The sequence below is a fragment of the Spirobacillus cienkowskii genome (genome assembly GCF_037081835.1).
Lineage (GTDB): Bacteria > Bdellovibrionota_B > Oligoflexia > Silvanigrellales > Silvanigrellaceae > Silvanigrella > Silvanigrella cienkowskii.
This window is the reverse complement of record NZ_CP146516.1, coordinates 1,698,087-1,721,637: the sequence shown is the minus strand read 5'-3', so window position 1 is coordinate 1,721,637 and position 23,551 is coordinate 1,698,087. Positions and strand designations below refer to the sequence as shown.

General features: G+C 35.1%; 19 protein-coding genes. 13 read left to right on the top strand and 6 right to left on the bottom strand.

The features are described from left to right. Positions 1-147: 147 nt before the first annotated feature. Genes hemA through ccsA form a run of 3 tightly spaced genes read right to left on the bottom strand, consistent with a single transcriptional unit; the run spans position 148 to position 3,458 of the window. Positions 148-1,530, bottom strand: coding sequence for a glutamyl-tRNA reductase (gene hemA / locus Spiro2_RS07570; RefSeq protein WP_338635096.1), 1,383 nt, complete (start codon positions 1,528-1,530; stop codon positions 148-150). Between the two features lie 2 nt (positions 1,531-1,532). Then, positions 1,533-2,585 (bottom strand): asparaginase, encoded by a 1,053-nt coding sequence (locus Spiro2_RS07565; RefSeq protein WP_338635095.1) that lies wholly within the window; start codon positions 2,583-2,585, stop codon positions 1,533-1,535. A 21-nt stretch (positions 2,586-2,606) separates the two neighbouring features. Then, positions 2,607-3,458, bottom strand: a complete 852-nt coding sequence (gene ccsA, locus Spiro2_RS07560; RefSeq protein ID WP_338635094.1) for a cytochrome c biogenesis protein CcsA — start codon at positions 3,456-3,458, stop codon at positions 2,607-2,609. A 99-nt stretch (positions 3,459-3,557) separates the two neighbouring features. Between ccsA and Spiro2_RS07555 the strand changes: the two genes are divergently transcribed. From Spiro2_RS07555 to Spiro2_RS07535, 5 genes are all read left to right on the top strand, one after another. After that, complete coding sequence (locus tag Spiro2_RS07555) at positions 3,558-3,968, top strand: J domain-containing protein (protein ID WP_338635093.1); 411 nt, start codon at positions 3,558-3,560, stop codon at positions 3,966-3,968. 27 nt (positions 3,969-3,995) lie between these two features. Next, on the top strand, positions 3,996-5,474 hold the full coding sequence (locus tag Spiro2_RS07550) for a M20/M25/M40 family metallo-hydrolase (protein WP_338635091.1): 1,479 nt from the start codon (positions 3,996-3,998) through the stop codon (positions 5,472-5,474). Positions 5,475-5,607: 133 nt separating this feature from the next. Next, complete coding sequence (locus Spiro2_RS07545; RefSeq protein ID WP_338635089.1) at positions 5,608-7,146, top strand: tetratricopeptide repeat protein; 1,539 nt, start codon at positions 5,608-5,610, stop codon at positions 7,144-7,146. Between the two features lie 57 nt (positions 7,147-7,203). Then, complete coding sequence (locus tag Spiro2_RS07540; RefSeq protein WP_338635087.1) at positions 7,204-9,030, top strand: acyl-CoA dehydrogenase; 1,827 nt, start codon at positions 7,204-7,206, stop codon at positions 9,028-9,030. A 214-nt stretch (positions 9,031-9,244) separates the two neighbouring features. After that, a complete protein-coding gene (locus Spiro2_RS07535; protein WP_338635085.1) occupies positions 9,245-9,670 on the top strand; it encodes an RNA recognition motif domain-containing protein in 426 nt (141 codons plus the stop codon). 168 nt (positions 9,671-9,838) lie between these two features. Here Spiro2_RS07535 and Spiro2_RS07530 read toward each other — a convergent pair whose 3' ends face one another. Further along, on the bottom strand, positions 9,839-10,735 hold the full coding sequence (locus Spiro2_RS07530) for a hypothetical protein (RefSeq protein ID WP_338635083.1): 897 nt from the start codon (positions 10,733-10,735) through the stop codon (positions 9,839-9,841). Between the two features lie 350 nt (positions 10,736-11,085). Further along, complete coding sequence (locus tag Spiro2_RS07525; protein ID WP_338635081.1) at positions 11,086-11,574, bottom strand: hypothetical protein; 489 nt, start codon at positions 11,572-11,574, stop codon at positions 11,086-11,088. Positions 11,575-11,703: 129 nt separating this feature from the next. Here Spiro2_RS07525 and tmk point away from each other — a divergent pair, with 129 nt between their 5' ends. The 8 genes from tmk to mnmG all read left to right on the top strand — a co-directional run bounded on the left by tmk (position 11,704) and on the right by mnmG (position 23,192). Beyond that, a complete protein-coding gene (gene tmk, locus Spiro2_RS07520; protein ID WP_338635080.1) occupies positions 11,704-12,360 on the top strand; it encodes a dTMP kinase in 657 nt (218 codons plus the stop codon). Next, complete coding sequence (locus Spiro2_RS07515; protein ID WP_338635079.1) at positions 12,357-13,187, top strand: hypothetical protein; 831 nt, start codon at positions 12,357-12,359, stop codon at positions 13,185-13,187. Before tmk ends, Spiro2_RS07515 begins: the two co-directional genes overlap by 4 nt. A 125-nt stretch (positions 13,188-13,312) precedes the next feature. Continuing rightward, entirely contained in the window at positions 13,313-15,787 is a 2,475-nt protein-coding gene (gene glgP / locus Spiro2_RS07510; protein WP_338635077.1) for an alpha-glucan family phosphorylase, read from the top strand. Between the two features lie 42 nt (positions 15,788-15,829). Further along, complete coding sequence (locus tag Spiro2_RS07505; protein ID WP_338635076.1) at positions 15,830-17,218, top strand: glycosyltransferase; 1,389 nt, start codon at positions 15,830-15,832, stop codon at positions 17,216-17,218. A 15-nt stretch (positions 17,219-17,233) separates the two neighbouring features. Next, complete coding sequence (locus Spiro2_RS07500) at positions 17,234-18,565, top strand: glycoside hydrolase family 57 protein (protein WP_338635074.1); 1,332 nt, start codon at positions 17,234-17,236, stop codon at positions 18,563-18,565. Next, on the top strand, positions 18,493-20,355 hold the full coding sequence (locus Spiro2_RS07495; RefSeq protein ID WP_338635073.1) for a glycoside hydrolase family 15 protein: 1,863 nt from the start codon (positions 18,493-18,495) through the stop codon (positions 20,353-20,355). The genes Spiro2_RS07500 and Spiro2_RS07495 overlap by 73 nt, the downstream gene beginning before the upstream one ends. Before the next feature lie 45 nt (positions 20,356-20,400). Further along, positions 20,401-21,132: an ABC transporter substrate-binding protein gene (locus tag Spiro2_RS07490; RefSeq protein WP_338635072.1), complete on the top strand. Its 732-nt coding sequence runs from the start codon at positions 20,401-20,403 to the stop codon at positions 21,130-21,132. Between the two features lie 176 nt (positions 21,133-21,308). Further along, the gene (mnmG, locus tag Spiro2_RS07485) at positions 21,309-23,192 is read left to right on the top strand and encodes a tRNA uridine-5-carboxymethylaminomethyl(34) synthesis enzyme MnmG (protein WP_338635071.1); all 1,884 of its coding nucleotides are present in this window, start codon (positions 21,309-21,311) and stop codon (positions 23,190-23,192) included. A gap of 23 nt (positions 23,193-23,215) precedes the next feature. On the opposite strand, the gene Spiro2_RS07480 is transcribed toward mnmG, so the two are convergent. Next, a complete protein-coding gene (locus tag Spiro2_RS07480; RefSeq protein WP_338635069.1) occupies positions 23,216-23,551 on the bottom strand; it encodes a hypothetical protein in 336 nt (111 codons plus the stop codon).

The window sequence follows — 23,551 nt, the reverse complement described above, 5'->3', positions numbered from 1 at the left end:
GTGCAATTTCAGTTCGCAAAATGCAAATACAACTGTGGCGAGCTTCAAGTGTATTTCACACTTGAAGCTCGCCACCCTAATTGTAATGAATGTGCCAGTCAATTGTATGAGTATAAATTTAATAAATTTTTATATAAATAATCACATTTAATTCAAATTAATTTTCCGTTTGCTTGGAAATTTAAGGACATTGTTTTCTTTGACATTTTTTTCTGGGAGTAAGGGTTGTTCAGAAAGTCGAAATAAAAATTCAAGCAATTCTCCCACCGAATGTTCTTGATTGGGTATTTTGATATTATTTTTAGCCAAATGTGCAGAAATAGAAACAAGTCTTTTTGCGACAGCATCGGAAACAACTTGAGAATCAACTTTTTTTCCTTTTTGCAGATCGCGAAGAGATCGAGATATTTCGTAATCAACCACGTTTTTGACCCAACTATGCAAACGGCCAACATTTGCAAGGTTTTCTTTTTGTTTACTAATAAACAGATATTCTTGCACCTCGGCATGAATCATTTGTTCTGCGAGCAATGCCGCGTTTTTGCGTGATTCGCGATTTTTTTCCATAATGGAATCGAGATCATCGATATTAAATAAAAATAAGTTCTCTATTTTTGCAATACTTGGTTCAATCTTACGCGGAATACTAATATCAACAAACACAGACAGCTTGCCTTGGCGTTTTTTAGGATAGTTTTTTAAATGATTGGTGTGCAAAATAAATTCGGTGCCCGATGCGGCTGCAATGCTAATATCAAATTCGTGAATGCGCTGCAAAGCGCTGTCTAAATCGAGCGGCCATGCATTGCCAAGTTCTAATGCTAAATTCTCTGCACGATGAAAGGTTCGGTTGGCAATAAAAACACTTTTTGCTTTAAAAAATAATAAATGTTGCGCAACCACCCGTGCCATTTCGCCAGCACCAAAAATCAAAATTTGTTTTTCTGCAAGATTGTCAAATACACGAGAAATGGCATCAATTGCTGCATGCCCAATTGAAATTCCATTTTTTCCAATGTCTGTGTCAGAGCGAATTTTTTTTGTGACTTTAAAGCAGCGGTTAAATATGGGGCCAGCCAATGTTCCAGCAAAACCAAGTTCAACAGCTTTTTGATAGGCATTTTTAATTTGACCAAAAATTTGCGGCTCACCAAGCACCAAAGAATCCAGACTTGCAGTCACTTTAAATAATTTTTGAATCGCATTTTCATCGTAATCAACTGTAATAAAATCAAAAATATTATTAATATTTAATTTTGGCAAATTTGCGTTAACCGTTGTCAGTGACAATTGGTGCAAGCTCAAAAAGATTTGTTTAATTTGCACGGTTGTGATTTTGCCAAAAAAACAAATATCATATCTGTTACAGGTGCTGATTAACACAAATTCAAAATCAGATTGTTGTAAAATATTTTTTATAATTTCATGCAGTTTATCAAACGTTCCAACAGTTGCCCATGCTTCACGCAATGCCACGGGGCAAGTTTTATAATGTGCACCGCAGTATGAAAAAAAATGGGAACCTGTCATGTTTAATCACCTACATAAATGTGTGTTTGAAGTGAAGGAGAGTTTTCAAATGCAAGCGGTGTTGCAAAAAACTCATGTCTTTTTTCAAACGGGATTTTGCGGCCAAGCATAATCATCAGTTTTACACTTGTTGCTTCAAACGTCATGTCCATTGCCGAAATCACTCCAAGATTTTCAAACGCTCTCCCATTTTCGTAAAGGTTAAGAGAGACAAAGCCTGATTCGCACTGCGTTGTAATCACAACGGGTATCTTTTTTATCTGGGCTTTTTCGCACAGTTCTAGCCAGTTTTTTTCTTGAATTGGCAAATTACCAGAACCAAATCCTTGAATAATGATACCATGGGTTGAATTTAATAGAGCATCGCAAAACTTTGCAGAAGGCAAAGCGCCAGGAGCACATAAAAGTGCAGTGATGTTGCCATCTGCTTTGTTATTGATACAAGGAGCATGCCGCTTCGCAGCAGGCAAAATAGTTTTTAAAATTTTAGGATTGATTTTGATGTTAACACCTAAATTGCCAACAAGAGGGGCGTTATAACTCTTATAAGCGTACAAATGTTCATTGCTATATTTGGTGGCACGGGTAGCTCTGTGCACTTTGCTATCAAAGCAAATTAACACTTCAGGAATACCTAATGTCGCAAGTTCTACGGCATCAATCATATTGACTCTGGCATCATTGCGAAATTCTGATAGAGGGCGTTGCGATCCTGTAAACACAACAGGTTTGGTGAGGCCTTCAAGAAAAAAAGCCAATGCTGATGCAGACCAAGCCATTGTATCAGTTCCATGCACAACAACAAAGCCATCAAAATTATTCCATTTTTGATGGATTGTGTGTGAAAGTTGCGACCACAACGCAATGTCAGCGTCGGAAGAATCAATATTGCAAATAACATGAAGGTCAACGTCTGCGACAGCAGAAATTTCTGGTACACTTTGTAATAATTGCTCTAGCATATGGGGCGCTTGCTTAGCGGCATTGTGTGTGCCATTTAACGCCATGCCAAATGTACCGCCTGTATGAAGTATAAGAACCTTTTTCTTTGTCATCTCGCAAATCTCATCTCTAAATTAAAAATAATGCCAAATTGTTCCAAATAATCCTAGCATAAGAAGAATCATGCCAAAGATAGCGAGTTTTGCACCTTTTTTACCGCGCCATCCCCAGAGACTCCTGCCAAAGATCGTCATGACATACCATCCCCAAACCAAAAATGCCCATAAAATTTTTATAAATCCAACTTGTGTAGTAAATTTACCAATAAAAATTAATGCAATGCCTGAAAGAAGACTGAGAGTGATAAAAGTTAAACCAAATAGCGATGATTTTTCGACAAGTGTGTCTATAGAAGATAAGCTTGTCAAAGAGCCGCTTGAGGCAAGTTTGCGTTGTTTGAGTTTGTGATAATTCCATAAATAAAGGAGTGACGTACAAAACACCACAGCAAAAATGGCTTCACCCAATGCTCCAGTGCCAATATGAAAATACACCAACCAATCAACAGAGTGAGCGCGATACAATGGTTTTGGATCTAAAAAAGGTGTTAATGTTACGAGCAAAAAAATAAGTGCACCACTTAAAAAAGAAAATGCAGGTGCGCCTTCTTTGTTTGGGTCTATAAATAAAACGGTGGCTGCAAGCACAAGACATATGACTGTATGCACTTGCGTGGCAATCGAATTGAGTGGAAGAATAAATTCAAGCGTTCCATAAACAATGGTAAACGCAGAGCCCAGCATAAATAAAATACGGGCAAAGATATGAATAAATTCTGTGCGCTGCTTTTTTTGAATGTTTGGAGTTAAGGTGTAACCAAAACAGAGAACCGCAAAGCCAAATAATGTACTCATGGCAATGCGTGAAATGAGTTCGAGCACAAAAATATTGTGAATCATGTTCTCATGCGTAGAAAGATTTGGCATATCAGTTTTATGATCCTTTTCTAAAGTTGAGAGAAATGAAAGTGACTCTGCTTTAAAAGGGTAAACGCACACAGTGCGCAAATAGGTATATAACAGCAGATGGATGAATCCAATATGGACATTGATTTTAGTGATGACGATGCGTATGACGTGAAGCGTCTTGAAATGGAAATAAAAAAACAAAAAAAACTAGAAAAACAGAAACGTTTAGAAAACAGAAAACAAATTATCAATGATATTCAAGAAATTTTAAAGCAACCAAAACAACAAAACGCATGTGAAGAGTTTGAAGTCTGTTTACTTGCCGCAAATCAGTTTCAACGCGGAACAACGTCTTGGGCGTTAGCGTTTTTTAATATACAAAATGCAGAGCCAATTGATTTATCAGAAGTTCGCAAAAAATATATAAAATTTGCACAATCTTGGCATCCTGATAAAATGCAGGTAACATCCCATGATGCCATGAAATATTTAAATGAAGCGTGGCAAATTTTAAAAAATAATTTCTGATACATATCATATAAAGAAAGTAAAATTATGTTGCAATCTCATCATAATCATTCTGCGACGTGTGGTTGTACAAACGAAAAAGGAGAGCCGCTTTTTGTGACAGCACCAACGCCAGCAACACAAAAAGCACTTGAATATTGCGAAAAAAACTTAAGCAAAGAGCTTGATGTCTTAAAAAAGCTTGTCAAAATTCCAAGCGTGAGTCTTGCAGGATTTGATGACAATGTTGTAAAGTTAAGCGCCGAAGCCACAGCCCATACTTTGGAGCAAGCGGGTCTTGAAAACGTTGAAGTTCTAGAGCTGCAAAAAGGGGTGCACCCTTACGTGTATGCAGATTGGCTTCATAAGCCCGGTGCGCCAACACTATTATTGTATGCCCATCATGATGTACAGCCTCCTGGTCGTGAAGAAAAATGGAACTCCCATCCTTTTGAACCAACAGAAAAAAACGGCAGATTATACGGTAGAGGCACTGCCGATGATAAAGCTGGGATTATTGCGCATACTGCCGCAATTTCTGCATACCTTAAAACTCATGGAGAACTTCCCGTTAATGTAAAAGTTATTATTGAGGGAGAAGAAGAAATTGGTAGTCATCATTTGGCGCAATTTGTAAAAGCGCACAAACAAAAACTAACAGCCGATGGAATTATTGTGACAGATTGTGCCAATGTTGACTCTGGAATACCAAGCATTACAACTGCATTGCGTGGCTTAGTTGCTGTTGATATTGAAGTCGAAGCATTGGAGCATCCTGTGCATTCGGGAATATGGGGCGGAATTTTGCCAGATCCTGTGGTGGCTTTGAGTCATATTTTGGCATCATTAACAGATGAACAAGGTAATATTAAAGTTAAAGGAATTTTAGACTCGATAAAATCATTAACTCCTTCTGAAAAATCACAATTTGCAAGTTTAAAAATGGAATCCATTGCTCGCAATGCAACGGGGTTATTAAAAGAATTGTCTTTTTTAGATGCAGAACACAATTTTGCAGAGCGTCTGTGGCGTTACCCTTCTTTGAGCATCAATGCGGTGCAAAGTGGTTCTAGAAAACTGGTGAGTAATATTATTCAGGATGCTGCGTGGGCAAGGGTTTCTATTCGTATTGTACCCGATATGCAACCTCAAGATGTATTGCAAAAACTCACGCAACACATTCAAGCCCATTGTCCAAAAGGTTTTCGTTTAAAGGTAACCCCTGAGTCGGCGAGCAATTGGTGGGCAATTTCAAACCCTAACGCTGATGTGTATCAAATTGCCGCACGGTCGCTAGAAAAAGGATATGGGCATACGGCGCAATTTATTGGATGTGGCGCAACTATTCCGTTTGTGCAGCCATTGAGCGAAACTTTTGGTGGGATTCCTGCAATTTTAGTAGGAGTTGAAGACCCTTACACCAACGCCCATTCAGAAAATGAGAGTTTGCTACTGAGCGACTTTAAAAGCACACTTTTTGGCCAAATTCATATGCTTGCAGATTTAGCAAAATTTCAAAAAGTTTAAATTTTTAATTAAATTTTATAGTTATATCTTCTTTTAAATTATCAATCTCAATAATTTACCAAATCAGTCGATAGCAGGAAAGAGTGGACTCGGGCTTCGCAACAGCGTTTTGCGTGTTGAGGAAGGATTTAGATTGAGAATCACGAATCTTGCATATTTTTTAATTTTAACTGCTTTGACTGTGTCAGCTCATGCACAGTTGGTTGATTTGCAGAAGGTTAAAGCATTTACTGAAAAAAAAGACAATGCAGGTGATAGAGAATCGTCATTAAAACTTTACCGCGAAGCCAAAGCAATTATTGTTGATGCACTTCCTGGCGAACAAATTCATGCAGAAAAATTATTAATAGAAAGTATTCGCTTATTCCCTGGCAATATTGATTCTTATATTGAGCTTGCAAAACTCATTCAGCTACAGGTTGCACAAGGAACTAAAAATCCATTTGAATTGCAAAAAAGTATTGAATTGGTGACTCAAGCTTATGAAATGGCGCCCAATAGACCTCGCGCGTGTTTTGCAAAAGCAGATATTCTTTATTATTCGGGTCATATCAAAGCTGCAGAGGATATGTATCTTGAAACGCTTGGAAAGTATCCAGAGCATATGGATTCTCTCGTCGAAAAAGGAAGAATTTATTCTGAAAAAAATCCTAAAGAAGCGTTAAAAAATATAGAAGAAGCTATTCGTAAGGGCGCAAACATGGATGATATTTCTCATTATGCAGCCATTGCTCTTGCAAAATCTGAGATTCCTGGAAAAGCAGCGTTTGCATTAAAAGAGTTTGCCAAAAAACACCCCGATAGATGGTTGTGGCATAGAACAGCATTGTCCTATGTGGGTGTTAAAAATTATCATGAGGCAACATTAGCATTTGAAAAAGCAATTGCTTTAGGTAACGATATTGAATCAAGGTTACAGCTTGCTGTGTTGCAATATACAATCCAAAATAAATATAATTTTTCCTTGTCAAATTTAGATAAACTTTTAGAAGCGTTATCTAAAAGACAATACATTTCTCCCTCAGCGTATTCTTTGGTGTATGCGCATATTTCAATGGCAAATTATAAAAATAATAATAAATCAGACGCCGCAATCGCTGCATTATATTCTGCGCAAACAAGTTATGATAATAAAAAATTTTATAGCTCGTTGGTTTCAGAATATAAAAAAATAGATGCAATGCAAATTCTTGACAAATCATTAAAATACTTAACCAAAGAAGAACCAAGTTATTTATTGCCTTATATTATTTTTGCTGAGATGTTTAGAAATGATAAAAAATTTGATGAGTCGATAGAGATGTATACAAAAGCAATAGTGCTCGATAATTCAAAAGATGATCTGTATGCAGAGAGAGCTCTTACTTATTATAAAATAAAATATTATGAAAATGCTTTACGTGATTTTGAAAGTGCTTTAAAGTTAAACGCAAATAATCCTATTTACCTGTATAATAAAGCGTGCATGCTTGCTTTGTTAGGACGAAAAAGAGAAGCCTTAGAAAACTTGAAACTTGCACTCAATGAGGATAAAAAATTAGTTGAACTTGCACGTTTAGATTCTGATTTCGCCTCCTTAAAGTCGGATACTGAGTATTCATCTCAGTTTGCTTCATTGATATTGGATGAAGTTGATGACAAATGGGTGGCGACTGATAGCGAGATACAATAGATTTTTACATCGTTTAATGGCATTTAAAATTAAAGATATTCCATAAGGAGAAAGGGAATGGCTGCAGGAACGAGTTCTTTTATGGTTGATAGACGTGAGATTGAGTTTGTTTTATTTGAATACTTAAAAATTCAAAAATTATTTGATTTGCCATATTATTCTGATCACTCAATTGAATCGATGACAGAAATGCTAACCTCTGCAATAACTCTGTGCCAACAACATCTTGGTCCTTTAAATAAAGTGGGAGATCGGGTTGGTTGTGTGCACAATAAAGAAACAAAAGCAGTGACCACGCCTCCAGGAACTCAAGACGCTTATAAACATTTTGTAGAAAATGGTTTTTTAACCCTTGCAGACCCAGCCGAAGCAGGAGGATTGCAAGCTCCTGGTGTGATTGCTTCAGTTTTTATGGAAATCTTTTCGAGCGCAAATCAAGCTTTTACAATGTATCCAGGTTTAACAAAATCGGCTTCCCATGTGATTTTGCAGTTTGGCGAAGATTGGATGAAAAAAACCTGCATTCCTAAAATCGCTTCGGGATCGTGGACGGGTACAATGTGTCTTACAGAACCCTCTGCTGGAAGTGCTGTGGGTGATTTGCGTTCTACCGCAAAACGCAATGCTGATGGCAGTTTTTTGATTAAGGGCGTAAAGCAATGGATTTCTGGTGGGGACAATGATTTTGCCGAAAATATTTTACATTTGGTTTTAGCCCGAATTGAAGGGGCGCCAGCTGGTATTGAGGGTGTGAGTTTATTTTTAGTGCCAAAGTTTCGTTTTGATAAAAATACGGGAGCCATTAAAGAAAAAAATGATTTGTACTGTATTTCGCTCGAAGAAAAAATGGGGATTCATGGCAACTCTACATGTTTAATGGGTTTTGGTGATAACAATGCCTGCCAAGGTTTTTTAATTGGCAAAGAAAACCAAGGTATTACGTATATGTTTTTGATGATGAATGAAGCGCGAATTGGCGTGGGTTTACAGGGCTTGGGGCAGGCATCCGTCGCATTTTTAAATGCAGAACAATATGCCAAAGAACGTATTCAGGGTGTTGATATTGCAGCTAAAAAAGATGGATCCAATTCCAATCGCATTGCAATTGTCAATCATCCCGATGTAAAACGCATGCTTTTGCGGCAAAGGAGTCTTGTCGAAGGTATGAGAGCTTTGTGCTACACAACTGCTCTTATGCATGATGAATCATTGCATGCAACAGACAAAGCACAACAAAAAATAGCCCACGGGTTTTTAGAACTTTTAACGCCAGTGATGAAAGCGTGGTGCACTGACATGGGCTTTTATTCCATTGTGCAATCAATTCAAACATATGGCGGGTATGGCTTTACAAAAGATTATCCCGTTGAGCAATTATTGCGTGATTCTAAAATCACGTCAATTTATGAGGGCACAAACGGCATTCAAGCGCTTGATCTTATTGGACGAAAAATGAGAATGGAAGAAGGCGCAATTTTTATGGCATGGCTCGAAAAGCAAGGGAAAGTGATAGAAAGTCATAAAAAGAAAAAAGAAATTGCAAAAGATCTTGCTGTGTTTGGCGAATCTTTAATGAGTATTGGTGCTGCAGCCAAGCACATGGGCGAAGTGGCAAAAAAAGGGAATAAACATGCTGCTGTCGTAAACGCATATCCGTTTTTAATGGCATTTGGCCATACGATAGTGTGTGGAATGCTGTTGGAGCAAGCTGCCTTAGCATTAGAAAAATTAGCCGAAAATAAGCTTTCTGCTGCAGATAAGCGATTTTACAACAATAAAATCAAAACAGCGAAGTTTTTTACGCATCATATTTTGCCAGAGGCAAAATCGTTTTTGGCAAATGTTTTATCTCAAGACGTCAGTTGTTTGGAGTTTGAGTTTTAAGGCGTTTGAGAGAGGCTGATTATCACTAAATGTATTGTTATGATTGGATTTTATGTTAATAGAATTGAATAATTTTTGTGCAATTTGTGGTTTGGGTGTTATAGGGTAAACTGTTTAATATTATGTTTTTACTAAATTTTATCAGTGCAACATTTTTCACTTGCAACTGAGCACATTCCATGAAACACTAGAGGGTGAGCATACTCCGTGAGTCATGAATGATTTCAGAGCCACCGAATGTCTCAAAGTTTATAATGTTCGATACAACGCGTGGCATGGGGCTTTTGTGTTTGATCGGCACGTGTACAATTCAACTGGAGATCCTGTGAAGTTATATGTAGGCAATTTGCCTTTTTCAGCAACAGAAAATGATATTGCTAGCCTTTTTGAAAAGGCTGGTAAAGTCGTTTCTGTTCGTGCTGTTATGGATCGCGAAACTGGCCGTTTTAAAGGCTTTTGTTTTGTCGAAATGGAATCAAAAGAGGCTGCTGATGAAGCAATCAAAATGTTTAATGGCAGTGAGCTTAACAACCGTCCAATGGTTGTAAATCCAGCTCGTCCTCCAGAGCCACGCAATAACCGCGGTGGATTTGGTGGTGGACATCGTGGTGAACGCCAAGGACGCCCGCCTCGTTATTAATCCAACCTAGCCCAAAGAATCCCCAGTTTATAAAATAAAACTGGGGTTTTTTTTATTAATAGCAGCAGGTTTAAACGCCCAAATTCGGTGAGGCTCACCTCTCATAAATGTAAGAAAATTCCGGTTGGAGCGCAGCGTCCTGCGCCAACCTAAACCCAATTCTAAAATTTATTTTTTAAAAGATAAAATCCAGCGCTTAAATATTTGTCTTGTAGTTTTTTTTCTAATAAATTGATAAACAGCATCTGCATCTGATTTAGTCGCTTGTAGGCTTAAATAATATGGCCGTTTCGGTATATTTAATTCTTCAAAAATCGGCCATTCATAAAACTCTAAATTATCGTATTCAATTGCTCTATCAAAACAACCACAATTACTAATATGAAAATTTCCATATTTTAGAGGAATACGATCAAATTTGATATTTTTTGTAGTGCCAGAAAATTTTGATGTTTTTTCTTCTAATTTGAACGTAGAATGATATCCTTCATGGTACGCTTCTTTACGTGAAATTTGAGTATTAATAAAAATATTTTTTGCATCTTGAGGCCATGATTTTACAAATTTTTTTAATACACTGTCTGTGTTTATATTATCAAATATTTTAATTTCATCCTCCCTTAATTTAGTTATTAAAATATTTTTGATGTCTACTCTCGACTTTTCTAATCTAGAAGATAATTTTCTAACTGGTGATGCAGACCATTCAATCATTTTTAAATATTTATCTTTATTTGATAAATATTGTGCAGCATGTGCAATCTCATGAACCAAAGATAATTCAGGCCGCATTTCTACACAAACTTTATTTACTACATTATTAGATCCAAAAAATTGTTTGTTAATAAATTGATCGGTGTAATAAAATAAAGTGAGATTTTTATCGTATAAAATTTTATTTGAGTAACAATCAAATGATATATTATCCGATTGTAAAATAGTAATTTTTTGTGGATTAGTATTTATAAAGTTGTATAAATCATTAAATTTATTAGATTTTTTTCGTAGTGCAAAAATTTTTTCTTCAATTTGTTTTTTTAAGAGTAATGTTTCATATTCCAACATTTTTTCTAATATCCTTAAGATTTAAATAATAAATTTTGAAATTCATTCACTATCAGGTATTTTGATCTGACGTTGCAAAAAATCTCAACACTAAAAATTTTTTCTTCAAATTTATTATTAAAGTTTATTAATAGAATGTCAAATTTTGAAGAATATTTAATCTCTAATAACTTATTAATAATTAATTTACTATTATATAATTTATACTTATAATATTAAAGAATTTTATTTTTATTACAAATAAATTAAAAAATTTATTAATACAAAAAAGACCTTCAATAATAAGAAACATCTATTTATAAAATAATTTAATTATGTTAAATATAAAGTTTTATATTTAATTCTAACTCTCAACCCGTTTTGGCAAATGGGTAGCTTGCAAGCCACGTTTTCCAGGTTTCAACTTTATGGATAAACTTTTTATCTTCTTGAACTTTGGCTAAGTTTGCAAGCCAGTCGCCTATCATTCTGTCTTCTAGGCTCGCTTTTTTCTTTTTTTTAAAATTTTTATATTTAATTTTATAGAGCTTTGTTGGCGACTCGCCTTCATAAAAGGAGGCAAGAGCAAATTCTGGTGGAACTCCAATTTCTTTTGCTAAGAGACTCGAAATATAGCGTAAAATTTCGTGGTTGGATGCATTGTGAGAGGTTTTTGCGGTGAGTTCTTCAAATGAGTACACAACAGCATCCGCGAGATCTTTTTCTAGATTTGTGCGATCAAAAGCCATCACAATTGGTAAGGCGTAGCTTAAAAAGCCACGCCAGAGTTCTCTGTCCCGAGCATGAGAAACATCTGAATATGCCGAAACCCCTGTTAAATCGAGTTCCAGATCGTCCATGGCTTCTTCCTCTCAAAAAATCATCGTCTCACTCCTTTTCATTTCGGTTGCTTTCTGTGTTAACTAAGTTATGAAGCGGCATAAACAATAACGACTCGTGTCATAATTGCCCAACAACTAGGAAATAAAATGGCGTTTATTGTATTTGAAGGTGGAGAAGGGGTAGGAAAAAGTACCCAGATAGATCGTCTTTTTAAAGCGTTACAGCACAAACACAAAGCGTGCTGTCGCACGAGAGAACCGGGTGGCACTCCGTTTGCAGAAAATATTCGTGGTTTGTTTAAAACAATCGATGCACACAGTGATGCGCCGTTGCCTTTGACGGAACTATTGCTCATTGCTGCAGCGCGCCACCAACATATTCAAAAACTCATTAAACCAGAGCTCAATAAGGGAACTATTGTTTTGTGTGATCGTTTTGTCGATAGCACATATGTATATCAAAATATTGTAGGTGGAGTTTCTAAGCAAGTTGTTGATGATATTCTTGGAGTTGTTTTAGATGAGATATGTCCTGATCTCACCTTTGTTTTTACAGCAACCCTTGAAAACTCACTTGCAAGAATTCACAAAGAAAAAAGTCGTGTTTCAGATAGACTCGACTCTTACGATGAGAGCGTTCACGCTGCTATTCATAAAGGTTATTTTACAGTATTTGATACTCCTTATGCGTATCCAAGTGGAAAAGTGCCGCATCGCATTCTTGTTGATGCCAATGCTTCAATTGAACAGGTGTTTGACGTGATTCAATCTGCGGTTGCGCAACATTTGGGGATCAATCTATGAGCTCATTTGCTGAATTTGTGGCAAACATAAAGTTTTATAGACATCATGCACTTTTGCTGATTTCAAAACAGTTTGATGGAGCTGGGTTTCCAGAACAGTATTTTGCAACACTTGTTAAAGAACTTTGTGGAATTGAATTATTTCAAAATTCGAGCGCTTCTATTTTTGAGATTGCAGCAAGTCATCAAGATATTTTTATTGCAGATAGGCAACGAAAAACGTTACGGATCGAAGATCTCGAAAAAATAAAAGAGCTTATCTATTATCAACCCACCGAAGGAATGCGTAGGTTAATTTTTATTGAAAATTGCGAAAGAATGAACGCAAATTCTGCAAATGCATTGTTAAAAGCTTTAGAAGAACCTCAGGCTAAAACTATTTTTGTGTTAACAACAAAAAATAAAAACTCCATGCTTCCTACGATAATCAGTCGCTGCCAAAAAGTGTTTCTTCAATTCCCTGATCTTCCTCAAACAAATTTTATGCTTGAAGTTTTGCAGCAAGATTTAGAAAATATAAAGTCCCAAATTAATAATATTAAATTAACAGATCCGTTTTTGTGTTTAGAAAACACAAAAGAAATTTCAATTAAAAATTTAAAAAAAACTATAGATGTATCAGAAAAACTTGCAAAAGAATATCCAGCAAATTTATTACAAGATATCATTATTTCTGTAACTAATGAGCGTCTTAAGAACGAGCCTTCTTTTCTAACAATTGCAAAAGCAATTTTATTACAAATTAGTGATTGGAAAGATAATGAGGTTATGAACCTTTCAACTCAGCTATGGCTAACAAGAATTTTTACTGGACTGTATTATAACTAAATAGTTACTTTATAAAATTTTTGCTTTTAAATAAAATTCTATTTTTAAAAATTTAAAATTGATATTGTTGCAATTCGTCAAAATTCAAGCCAGTATTCTTTGATAAAAATTGATCGGGAGTAACAATGCGGACTATTCAACTCCATATTAGATCGTCACTACCCAAAAATTTGGAGCCTTTGTGGGACCTTGCTAGAAATGTTTGGTGGTCATGGAATATCAATGCCATTAATTTATTCCGCCGAATAAACCCACAAAAATATGAAGCAAGTGGTCCGTGCCCTTTAAAATTACTCAACACATTGCCTTCTTCTACTTGGGAAAGTTTAAAAGAAGACAGTGGGTTTTTAGAGCACTTGGATGAGGTTATTTCTGAGTTTAAAAATTACTTAGAACATGGAATTACAAAATCTCACCCCAATTTTAAAGATAGTACAATTGCATATTTTTCTATGGAGTTTGGCCTTCACGAAAGTATTTTTTTATATTCTGGAGGCTTGGGAATTCTTTCTGGAGATCATCTTAAAACAGCAAGTGATCTTTCGCTTCCGTTGATTGGAGTTGGGCTTTTTTATCAAGAAGGTTACTTTAGACAAAGTCTAAATGAAGCAGGATGGCAAAACGAAAATTATGATATGAATGACCCTTTTTATTTGCCAATGCAACTTGTTACCGAAGCAACAAACAAACCATTAATGATTGATGTTGAAATTGCAGGCGCAAAAGTATTTTGCCAAATTTGGAAACTAAATGTTGGTCGTGTCCCTTTATATTTATTAGACACTAACGTACCAGATAATCCTTTAGACATTAGGCGTATCACCGCAAGGCTTTATGCGGGAGGTCATGAAACACGTATTCAACAAGAAATTGTGTTAGGGATTGGTGGGGTCAAAGCGCTAACAAAAATGAATATTAAACCTACCGTATATCATCTCAATGAGGGGCACTCTGCTTTTTTAACCTTAGCGCGTATTTCGCAGTATGTACAAAATGGTTTGAGTTGGAACGAAGCGCTTGTCGCAATTAAAGGAACTCAGGTGTTTACGGTGCATACGCCAGTTCCTGCGGGAAATGATGTTTTTTCAATGCAGATGCTTGAAAAGTATTTAGGCAGTACACAGTTAACTTATGGTATTCCTGAAGTTGAGTTTTATAATTTAGGCCGTTCTCCAGAAAATAGTTCAGAGTTTTCTATGCCCGTTTTTGCGTTGCGGACAAGCGGACATCGTAATGGGGTAAGCCAATTGCATAAAATGGTATCAAAAAAAATTTGGAAACCGCTTTGGCCAAATTTACTTGAGCATGAAATACCAATTAAAGGAATCACAAATGGTGTGCATACTCGTACTTGGTTATGCAACGAATTTGTTGAGTTATTTGATTTTTATTTAGGAAAAGGATGGGATGCAAAATTAACTGATCCGGTAATTTGGAAAAGAGTAGAAAATATTCCTAATATTGAGTTGTGGAATGCACATATTACAAGAAAAAGTAGACTTATCTCTTCGATTTCTAAATCAAATTTAGATGCAGAATATTTAACAATAGGTTTTGCAAGAAGATTTGCTAGCTATAAGCGCGGTCATTTGATTTTTAAAAATATAAATAGATTAAAGAAAATTATTTTAAATTCAGAAAAACCAGTGCAACTTATTATTGCTGGTAAAGCACATCCTCAAGATACTTTAGGAAAAGAAATAATTCAAAGGGTTGTCGAATCAATAAATAAAGAAAACTTACAAAGCCGCGTTGTATTTCTTGAAAACTACGACATGCACATAGCTTTAAAGTTGGTTCGAGGGGTCGATATTTGGTTAAATACCCCAATTAGAATGTTAGAAGCATCGGGAACAAGTGGAATGAAAATTGCCATAAATGGGGGACTCAATTTTTCTATTCTTGATGGCTGGTGGGATGAGGCCTATACGCCTGATCTGGGTTGGTGTATTGGTTCGCGCAACGAAGCTTTAAGCGATCAGTCTCGCGATGAACATGATGCAAATCATCTATACGACTTACTTGAAAAAGAAATTATTCCTCTTTATTATAGCGCAAAAATTCCACAGCAGTGGATTTCTAAAATGAAAAAATCAATTGCGACTTTAACTCCACAATTTAGTGCGCAAAGAATGTTATTGGAATACGTTCACACAAGTTATTTGCCTGCTAACAAATTTTATGAAAATTGGTCGATAGATTCTGACAGCCAAAAACAGTCATTAAAAACTCATATTCAAAACTTAAATTTATTAAAAGAAAAATGGTCTGAAGTTGAAATCTCAAGAACAGAAATCAAACCATCTGATACTGTAATTGTTGGAGAAAAGGTAACATTGCAAATAGAAATTCATTCTCCATTTCCAGATAATTGGTTAGAAATTTCATTAATATTAGAAAACTCTGATAATAATGGCACATTATTTGAAAAAAGAGATTTTCAACTTAAATTTATGGAGTCTGATTTATCACATAAAATATTTATTTACGCCATTGATTTAGAAACAGTGAACCCTGAAATTAGAACATATACAATTCGAGTTTGTCCTAATCCAACAATTTTTCCAGAACATTTAGATTTAAATTTAGTTGCCAGATAAAGATTTATAGTTATTTTGAATTTTATTTTTTACGGTGAATTCATGAAAATATTAATGCTAGGTTGGGAGTATCCTCCCATAATTTCAGGTGGTTTAGGCACTGCAACGGAAGGAATCGTTAAAGGTCTTTTAGAAGTGGGTCATGAAGTTACTTTAGTTTTGCCTCATTTTCCTGTAAAAGTTACCTTGCCTAAAGGCTTAAAAATTGTGAGTCCAGAAAATCCATTTATTATGCGAAAAAAATTATTTAATAATTTCAGCAATAGTTTGGGAAATAAAAAATCGCGTTATGAATCAGAAAGATTAATGTCTGAAATAAATGAAAACTATAAAGATTTATTATTTAATTCTCATTATGATTATTCTAATAAACAGATAGAATTTAGCGAAGGTCATAAAAAAGTAATCAAAAAAAAATTTTTAAAATATGTTAATAGTTTATATAAAAACATGAATATCTCAGATTTTGTTAGTGAATTTAGAAAATTATTTATAGATAAAGATTCTTACCAAGAAAAAGCTTATATTTTAGGCTTGTTGGCTTTAAATATATTCGAACAAGATTCTGATTATCATGTTATACACGCAAACGATTGGATGACATTTGTTGCTGCAAAAATGGTAAAAGAAAAGATAGATATTCCTTTATTTGTTCATATTCATTCTACAGAGCTAGATCGCTCAGGAGAAATAAATTACAATGAAAAAATTTTACAAATAGAAAAAATGGGTCTTGAGCTTGCTGATATGATAATTGCAGTCTCAAATTATACAAAAAATATTATAGTTAATAATTTTAAAATCCCAAATAGCAAAATCAAAGTTGTCTATAATGCAAATAATACAAAACACGAAATTAATAATTTTAAACAAAGCTTGTTAAGTCTTGAAAATAAAGTACCTATAGTTACCTTTGTTGGTCGGGTAACATACCAAAAAGGGCCTTATTATTTTGTTCAAGCAGCAAAAAAAGTTTTACAATTTAATTCAAATGTAATGTTTAAAGTGGTTGGTTCTGGTGACTTATTGGTTTCTATGAAACAATTAGTGAGTGAATTAAAATTAGATAAAAACTTTTACTTTACAGGGTTTCTAAATTCTAATGAGGTAAAAAATATTTTAGCTGATTCTGATGTGTTTGTCATGCCAAGTGTTTCTGAGCCTTTTGGTATTGTTGCTTTAGAGGCTATTGCGCAAAAAATTCCAGTCATTATTTCAAAACAATCTGGTGTATCAGAAGTTCTTAATCATGTTTTAAAAGTTGATTTTTGGGATACAGATCTTATTGCCGATCGGATACTAAGTGTATTAAAATATCACTGTATCAAATCAGAAATGATCGACTATTCTTTACAAGATCTTTCTCAACGTACCTGGATAAAATCTGCTGAAACCCTTACTGCCGCTTATAGTGAGATACCCAAATCCTAAAGAAAGGAATTTTCAATGGTTGCACTATCCTTTTATTTTGAAGTTCACCAGCCATTTAGAATTAGTGATTTTAGAATTCAGCATATTGGTTCTCATAAAAATTATTTTAATGACGCATCAAATAAAGCAATTTTTGAAAAAGTTGCCAAAAATTGCTATTGGCCTGCTGGATTGTTAATTGCTTCTCTTTTAAAAAGACACTCTAATAATTTTAAAGTTACGTTTTCGATTACAGGAACATTTTTAGAACAATGTAGTCTTTACGCACCAAAACTTTTAGAGCTATATCAGGATATTCTGTCTTTACCCAATACTGAAATATTATGTGAAACGTCCCATCACAGTTTGGCCGCGTTATTTGATGAAGAGGAGTTTTTTAAGCAAATTGAGACACAAAAAAAACTCATTAAAAAAATTTTTAATCGAGAAACCACAGCATTTCGCAATACTGAGCTAATTTATTCTAATGGAATTGGCAAAATGGTTGCAAAAGCTGGATTTCATGCTTGTTTGGTTGAAGGATGGGAACCGTATTTGCCAAATGGCTGGAATTCACATCATATTTTTCATCATCCAGAAATACCAAATCTAAAATTGTTTCCTAAAAGTTATAAACTATCAGATGATATTGCCTTTCGATTTTCTAATAAAATGTGGCCATCATGGCCACTTACTGCAGAAAAATATCATTTTTGGCTTGAAAGTTTATTGGATGGAAATCATGAATGCATTGGATTATTTATGGATTACGAAACATTTGGAGAACATCAGTGGCGTGACACGGGGATTTTTGAATTTTTAGATCATTTTGTGGCTAAAATTGCCAATGATGATCGTTTTGAATTTTTAACAATTTCTGATGTTATCAACAAATTTCCATCCCGTGCTGCAATGGATGTGAGCAGACCATTGAGTTGGGCAGACACCGAACGTGACCTTTCTGCGTGGCTTGGCAATCGAATTCAGTATGATGCCATCGAAAAGGTGTATAAATTAAAAAGTAATTTAGAACTTTTAAACGACATGCGTCTTATAGAAGAATGGCGAAAACTCCTTACAAGTGATCATTTTTACTATATGTGCATCAAATGGTCAAATGACGGTGATGTGCATAAGTACTTTAGTCCATTTGACAGTCCTTATGAAGCATATTTAAATTTTGTTAATATTATAGAAGATCTAGAAATGAAATGCGCTGAAAAACTCCAAGTTAAAACAATTGGTTTGGAGCAGTCTGCAGATGAGGGCAATGTTTCCTTAGGAGGAAAGCAAGAATGCCAGAAAACTACTCAAGTATCACGACGTCAGAAAACATCGTGGCATGCCTTGGAGAAGACGCTCAGCTAAAAGCATTATTTTGGCCTCATAAAGACAGCAGGCACAGTCATTTAGAATTTTCAATTTGTGGATTTGCCATTAACGGAGAGAGTGTTTGGCTCGATCCATGCAGAGACAACCTGCAATTAAACTGCGACCCCGAAAATAATTTAATTATAGCTCAATGGAGCATCAATCATATTGCGATGCCTGGTTGTAAAGTAAAAAAAATCTGCTCTGCATATAATACATATTACAAAGAAAATTGGGAAATACACGTTCCAAAAGAGTTGGCAGCAGAAAAAATAATTTTTTGGGTTTTATCAAGTTGGAAAATGAAAGGTGAAAAAAGATTTCAAACAGTTTTTACCGAAACAGGCGAAGATTTTATTTTTGCTTTTTCTGGAAAGTATTGGGCTATTATTGGTGCATGCGATGACGCATGTTACCCGCAATTTCAAGCAGTGCGTGCAATTCATCATCAACCAGATAAATCATTAGGAGAAGTTGTCAATCATTTTTTAACCGATCCAAATAATTTTCGCCGTATAGAAATGGGGCAAGTTTATGCAGCAGCTTACACTCAACCTTTATTATTAAAACCAAAAGATAATACCGAAAATATGTTTAAAAGTGAAATAAATATTTTTTACGGACTGGGGCATTCTCAAGAAGAACTCGAGCAAACATTTTTAGTATTTTTTAATAATCAAAAATCCAAAATATTACAAAAAGTAAAAAAAGACAACATAGAATTATTGCGACCTAAAGAGCTTTCTCATTTTGATAAAAGAAATTATTTAAAAAAAGTTTCGTTGTGTGTTTTAAAAGGATTGATTGATATTTCTGGAGGTATTGTTGCTGCACCAGAATGTGATTTAGATTTTAGAAATAGTGGTGGATATGGCTTTGTTTGGCCTCGTGATGCCGCTTTTTGTGCGTTGAGCTTAATTGAAAATAATTGTCTTGCTGAAGCAAAATCTATTTTACTTTTTTTAGCAAAGGTGCAATTGCAAAATGGTGATTTTTTTCAAAGATACGAATGCTCTGGGAGCAAAGCGCCGAGTTGGTGTAATCTGCAGGCTGATCAACTCGGTTTAACAATAATCGTAATGCTAGAGTTTTTAAAACACGAGAAAAATGAGATTATGTTGCATTCTATTCACAATGGAATTCTAAAACTAATTCATGATTTTGCAGAAATTGGGTCTTTGCAGTTTGGGTTTGATCTTTGGGAAGAACACTACGGATTGCACTTTTATTCGCATGTGTGTGCATACGGAGCGTTAAATCGTAGTTTATCTTATTTTCCTAAAATGGAAAATAAGATTAAAAATGCAATGAGAGATTGTATTAAATTTTGTACAAATCAACTTTATGTCAATAATCAAAAACGATTTGCACGTTCCATTGATCCGCATCATAATAGAGATTTACGAGCAGATATTTCTTTGTTATCATGTATTTTTCCAGTTTATGAGTTTCCTATTGAAGATTCAATTAAATTATCAATATTTAAATTTTGTTGCGAAAATCTTAGCAAAGAATATGCTTCTTTGCGTTATGAAAATGATAGTTATATGGGAGGTAATAGTTGGATACTCTCTGGATTTTGGATGGCGATTGCAGCAAAAGAACTGGCAAAAAATTTTTCCGAATATAATATTTTATCAGAAGATATATTTTTAAAAACTATAAATTTAAGTAATCAAGCTGGATTTTTTTCTGAACAAGTCAATTCTTTTGATGGAACACCCGTTTGGGTTATGCCATTGGCTTGGAGTCATGCATTTTATTTGTTAGCAAATTTAAAAATTTAAATTTCTAAACTATTTTATTTTTTTTCTAGAAAGGCAATATGTAATATGATAATAAAAAGAATTATTTTGCTACTAACAATTAATTTAATTTATCATAGTTTTTGTTATTCATCAACCAAATTAACTGTTGTAACAGAAAACTATCCTCCATTTAATATGGAAGAAAATTCAAAAATAAAAGGTATTTCTACAGAAATAATTGAAGAATTATTTAAGCGAGAAAAAATAGAATATAAAATTGAAGTATTTCCTTGGGCGCGTTCGGTTAAAATGGCCAGCGAAGAAAGCAATACGGTTGCTTACTCTACAACTCGTACACCAGATCGCGAAAAAAACTTTAAATGGGTTGGGCCTCTGGTACAGAATGACTGGGTTTTATTTGGCAAAGCTGGTTCAAGTATAAAAATTACAAATTTAGATGATGCTAAAAAATATGTTGTGGGTGGTTACAATGGCGATGCAACCGCCGAATATTTATTATCGCAAAATTTTATTAAAGGAAAAAACTTAATTTTAGCAACAAACGACAAGCAAAATGCGCTTAAACTTGCAGAAGGTAAAATTGATCTTTGGGCTACTGGTTCGCAAATTGGGTTTTGGTTTGCAAAACAAGAAAATATTGGAAAAATTGTTCCTTTATTTACTTTTAAGCAAGTTGATTTGTATGCGGCATTTAACTTGCAAACAGATATAGCATTAATTAAAAAGTTCAACGCTACGCTCGCACTCATGAGAAAAGATGGGTTCATAGCAAAAATTTATGATAAATATAAATAAACAAAGACTTTATTCTTTTGTAGCTATTTTTTTAACAAACATGAGTTGCACTTGCTCCTTTTTTTAATAGTTCTTGTTCCTAGCCATAAATCCAGGTAATACAAATCAAAATAAGTACCCAGCTTACTGTTTTGTGAAGGGTACTTAACGTTCTGTTTTTATTGAAAGAGGATGATATGCGATCATTAGAGTATGATATTGTTGTTGTTGGAGGCGGTCACGCTGGTTGTGAAGCAGCACTTGCCGCTGCACGCATGAACAAAAAGACACTCCTTATTACAATGAGTCTCGATCGTATTGGGCAGATGTCTTGTAATCCTGCTATTGGCGGTACAGCTAAAGGTCATTTGGTAAAAGAAATCGATGCTCTAGGCGGAGAAATGGGTTTTGCAATTGATAACACGGGCATTCAATTTCGTGTTCTCAATAAAAGTAAGGGGCCTGCAATTTGGTCGAGCCGCGCCCAGGCAGATATGGATTTGTATCGCAGTTATATGCGCAAAACACTGGAAGACACTAAAAATCTTGATTTGATTCAAGATACAGTTGCATCGTTAATAATAGAAAATAATCAGGTTACGGGAGTGCAAACATCTCTCGATCAAACGATTCATGCATCATGCGTTATTTTGACGACGGGAACGTTTTTAAATGGCCTGATTCACATTGGCGAACGCCGCATCACGGCAGGAAGAGCTGGAGAGCCTGCAAGCGTTGAGCTTGCTGCAGCGCTCAAACAATATGGATTTCAGATTGGTCGCATGAAAACGGGAACTACGCCACGTTTAGACGCCCGTTCTATTGATTTTTCTCGCTTAGAACGCCAAGATAGCGATCCTGATTTTGTGCCATTTAGTATGCGCACCCAAGCCATTACGCAAAAATTGGTTCCTTGTTACATTACGCATACCAATGCAAAAACCCACGAAGTGATTCGTAATCATATGCATTTGTCTCCTTTATATAGTGGGGTCATTACAGGTATTGGACCACGTTATTGCCCAAGTATCGAAGACAAGGTGGTCAAGTTTCCCGATCGCCTGAGCCATCAAATTTTTATTGAACCAGAAGGGTATCAAACACACGAAATTTACCCAAATGGCATTAGCACAAGCTTGCCACTTCATGTGCAAGAAGCATTTTTGAAAACGATTGCTGGTTTTGAAAATGTGGTAATTATGAAGCCAGGTTATGCCATTGAGTATGATTTTGTTCAACCGACAGAGCTTCACCCAACCTTAGAAACTAAAAAAATTGCAAACTTATATTTTGCTGGACAACTCAATGGCACAACAGGATACGAAGAAGCGGCAGCGCAAGGTTTGATTGCAGGCATTAATGCCGCGTTGAAAGCAGATAGCAAACCTCCTTTTATTTTGAGTCGTTCTGAAAGTTACATTGGGGTGCTCATTGACGATCTCACAACACTTGGCACCAACGAACCTTACCGTATGTTTACAAGTCGTGCAGAAAATCGTTTAAAATTACGAGAAGACAACGCCGATCAACGCCTTACAGAATACGGTAGAAATTTTGGTTTAGTTTCAGATGATATTTATGTGAAATATAAAGATCGCCAAGAAAAAATGCAAAAAGAAAAAAGTCGTTTAAAAGAAGTTTGGCTCAATCCCACTCCCGACCTCAATGAGCATTTGCAAAAGCATAACTTACCCTTAGTTTCCAACAACGTCACATTGGAAGCGTACTTAAAACGCCCCGAAACCAACGTGCGCAATTTAAAAGAAGCAGGACTTGTTTCAGATTATGAACTTTCAATTTTGCGTTGCTTAGAAATAGAAGTAAAGTATGAAGGTTATATTAGACGTGAAGAAGGTTTGAGCGATAAACTCAAAACCTATGATCATGTTTGGATTCCAAATCATTTTAATTACAGCTTGGTAAGTGGCTTATCCCGAGAGGTCGTCGAAAAACTAAAACGTCACAATCCAAGTACATTAGGGCAAGCATCGCGTATCAGTGGTATTACACCTGCCGCAGTGACGTTGTTACACACCATGATCGATAAGCAAAGAATCAGTGCAAGCCGCACTTCAGGTTAAGTTACGTTCTTTTTAGCAGAAGCTTATAGATTTTTTAGCTTGCTTTTATCTTCTATAAATGAGCTACTAAATGTGAAATTGCTCACAATATTATTATCATTAAAGCGAATCACCAAATCTTTGGTCTGGCTTTCAGCAAAGAGTGAATATTTATAGTATCCATAAGTAAATGTTTTAAAGCCAGAGTCATAACCCACTCGAAATGGGGGTCCAAACACACGTTCAATATCTTGCTTTGATGTGGATCCTGCTTTAATCCAGGTGACATCACTCGAAAACGGTGCGCCAACATTTAAGCATGATGTTGTCCCTAATAAAGAAACACCTATAAAAAACAAAAAAGATATTTTTTTTAACAT

Bases quoted from the DNA above. Each gene is read 5' to 3' on its own strand.
- Spiro2_RS07495 (WP_338635073.1), top strand. From the start codon at position 18,493: ATGCCAGAAAACTACTCAAGTATCACGACGTCAGAAAACATCGTGGCA.
- Spiro2_RS07540 (WP_338635087.1), top strand. From the start codon at position 7,204: ATGGCTGCAGGAACGAGTTCTTTTATGGTTGATAGACGTGAGATTGAG.
- Spiro2_RS07525 (WP_338635081.1), bottom strand. From the start codon at position 11,574: ATGGACGATCTGGAACTCGATTTAACAGGGGTTTCGGCATATTCAGAT.
- Spiro2_RS07505 (WP_338635076.1), top strand. From the start codon at position 15,830: ATGAAAATATTAATGCTAGGTTGGGAGTATCCTCCCATAATTTCAGGT.
- Spiro2_RS07480 (WP_338635069.1), bottom strand. From the start codon at position 23,551: ATGTTAAAAAAAATATCTTTTTTGTTTTTTATAGGTGTTTCTTTATTA.
- hemA (WP_338635096.1), bottom strand. From the start codon at position 1,530: ATGACAGGTTCCCATTTTTTTTCATACTGCGGTGCACATTATAAAACT.
- Spiro2_RS07515 (WP_338635079.1), top strand. From the start codon at position 12,357: ATGAGCTCATTTGCTGAATTTGTGGCAAACATAAAGTTTTATAGACAT.
- glgP (WP_338635077.1), top strand. From the start codon at position 13,313: ATGCGGACTATTCAACTCCATATTAGATCGTCACTACCCAAAAATTTG.
- Spiro2_RS07555 (WP_338635093.1), top strand. From the start codon at position 3,558: ATGGATGAATCCAATATGGACATTGATTTTAGTGATGACGATGCGTAT.
- Spiro2_RS07565 (WP_338635095.1), bottom strand. From the start codon at position 2,585: ATGACAAAGAAAAAGGTTCTTATACTTCATACAGGCGGTACATTTGGC.
- Spiro2_RS07490 (WP_338635072.1), top strand. From the start codon at position 20,401: ATGATAATAAAAAGAATTATTTTGCTACTAACAATTAATTTAATTTAT.
- Spiro2_RS07500 (WP_338635074.1), top strand. From the start codon at position 17,234: ATGGTTGCACTATCCTTTTATTTTGAAGTTCACCAGCCATTTAGAATT.
- ccsA (WP_338635094.1), bottom strand. From the start codon at position 3,458: ATGCCAAATCTTTCTACGCATGAGAACATGATTCACAATATTTTTGTG.
- Spiro2_RS07535 (WP_338635085.1), top strand. From the start codon at position 9,245: ATGAATGATTTCAGAGCCACCGAATGTCTCAAAGTTTATAATGTTCGA.
- mnmG (WP_338635071.1), top strand. From the start codon at position 21,309: ATGCGATCATTAGAGTATGATATTGTTGTTGTTGGAGGCGGTCACGCT.
- Spiro2_RS07550 (WP_338635091.1), top strand. From the start codon at position 3,996: ATGTTGCAATCTCATCATAATCATTCTGCGACGTGTGGTTGTACAAAC.
- tmk (WP_338635080.1), top strand. From the start codon at position 11,704: ATGGCGTTTATTGTATTTGAAGGTGGAGAAGGGGTAGGAAAAAGTACC.
- Spiro2_RS07530 (WP_338635083.1), bottom strand. From the start codon at position 10,735: ATGTTGGAATATGAAACATTACTCTTAAAAAAACAAATTGAAGAAAAA.